The organism is Gluconacetobacter sacchari, assembly GCF_014174255.1.
GTDB classification, from domain to species: Bacteria; Pseudomonadota; Alphaproteobacteria; order Acetobacterales; family Acetobacteraceae; genus Gluconacetobacter; species Gluconacetobacter sacchari.
Genome location: NZ_JABEQJ010000086.1, coordinates 1 through 1,508 on the forward strand (window position 1 = coordinate 1; position 1,508 = coordinate 1,508).

The 1,508-nt window shown below is 42.4% G+C and carries 2 protein-coding genes and 1 pseudogene; 1 reads left to right on the forward strand and 2 read right to left on the reverse strand.

Features of this window, described 5'->3' with window-relative positions; genetic code table 11:
- Positions 1–101, forward strand: a pseudogene (locus HLH48_RS22730) (IS5-like element ISMex42 family transposase); the annotation flags it as partial.
- Here HLH48_RS22730 and HLH48_RS22735 read toward each other — a convergent pair.
- Both HLH48_RS22735 and HLH48_RS22740 read right to left on the reverse strand, forming a co-directional pair.
- Positions 91–546, reverse strand: a complete 456-nt coding sequence (locus tag HLH48_RS22735) for a DNA adenine methylase (protein ID WP_306309969.1) — start codon at positions 544–546, stop codon at positions 91–93. The pseudogene HLH48_RS22730 and the gene HLH48_RS22735 sit on opposite strands and share 11 nt — an antisense overlap.
- Entirely contained in the window at positions 539–1,348 is an 810-nt protein-coding gene (locus HLH48_RS22740; protein WP_182999716.1) for a hypothetical protein, read from the reverse strand. Before HLH48_RS22740 ends, HLH48_RS22735 begins: the two co-directional genes overlap by 8 nt.
- Positions 1,349–1,508 lie beyond the last annotated feature (160 nt).

The window sequence follows — 1,508 nt, forward strand, 5'->3', positions numbered from 1 at the left end:
TCAAGGAGTGGCGCGCTGTCGCAACCAGATACGAAAAAACAGCAACGTCATTCCTCGCCGTCATACACATCGCTGCCGCTGCAGACTGGATCAAGATCTAACAGGCCCTAGTTTATAGGTACCCTTCTGCTCAAGCCCACCGATGACTCCTGCTCCTTTAATTATTCCAGATCTATTGGTTCTATTTAGATAAAAAGCAGAAAATCCTAATCTTAGAGGATCTGTATCATCTCCGCGCAGAAAGATTTCTCTTTGCTCTCTCCACCCATCAATAGAAAGATCAGCTTTTTGGATGGCTTCGATCATCTCGTCTGTGCGTTGCAAAGTGCAATGCCAGAAGGACCAAATTGCTGGATCAACGTCATTGATGTGAATTTCTGAGACATGACCATGATATAATAGCCCAAGAGCAAGGCCGCATCCGCCAGCGTAAGGTTCCAAATAAGGCATTCGCTCGAGACCATTTTCTCTGAGGATCGCCGCCATAAGATTCAACATGGAGGTTTTTCCGCCAGGATACCGTAACGGAGAGAACATCCTAGTCATTATTATTAATTTCGTTAATGCAGGCTGAAATCAAAGGCTCTATTACCTTCATATCATTGATCATCTGGCTATAGTCAAATTGAGCAGCGACCTTGTGATGTTTCGTAAGGTTTCCATATTCGGCAATTCGGGAAATTGAAGATATTGGAGCGTTTAGCGCTTTCCCTTGACCAATTCCCAATTTTTGTAGTCTATGTTTATTTAAAAAGTCTTTGAATGGCGTTGTTTCTTCCCTCCCCATTGACGCAGTAAGACTCTCAATAAAAGACCAAATTCCAACCGCAATTAGCGGGGTGTGACTCTTAGCGCTAACAATACATATTGAATAATAAAGACTTTCTAATTTCTCGGAAGAAAGTTTCTTTAGTCCCTCGTAAATCGTTTTTTCTTGTTTTATGTGTTCTGGTTTTTTGGGAGGCTTGGGTCTATTATTGTCGCTGTTGTTCTCTTTTTCATCATTGTTTGATTGGGTTTCGTTATTTTTTGTAATGTCATCTTCTTCAAGTTCTTCGTTTTCGATTGGTTCTGGGGTGATTATTACGCCAGATAAGCCAGGGATAGAAATTAGATCTCGTGCAAACTTATCAATATCACGCTTTAATGCTTGTGAACCTAATTTTTTGTCAATAGCTTCTCGGATAACTTCTGAAAGTATAATATTGAAATCTTCTAAGGGTCTAAAACGCAAGATATCGTCGGGTCCGTTAGACAGATCTAGTCCAAGTGCTTCTGAAACAAGAACATTTCCGACCAGTCGTGCCATATGCGAGAAGCTACCTTTACGCTCCTCTGCGTTAATCATCTTTTTGCTTTCGCCATAGGTTAACAGCGTTTGTGCAATGATGTTTCGTCTAGCCCATCTTATTCACGGGGTTGGTCGGGGCTGGGTGGCGGGTATCGCCTAAGCTTTTGATTGGGTTTACGAATTGGGTGTCGAGTCCTTCCGTTTCTCCGATCGCGCC

Bases quoted from the DNA above. Each gene is read 5' to 3' on its own strand.
- HLH48_RS22735 (WP_306309969.1), bottom strand. From the start codon at position 546: ATGACTAGGATGTTCTCTCCGTTACGGTATCCTGGCGGAAAAACCTCC.
- HLH48_RS22740 (WP_182999716.1), bottom strand. From the start codon at position 1,348: ATGATTAACGCAGAGGAGCGTAAAGGTAGCTTCTCGCATATGGCACGA.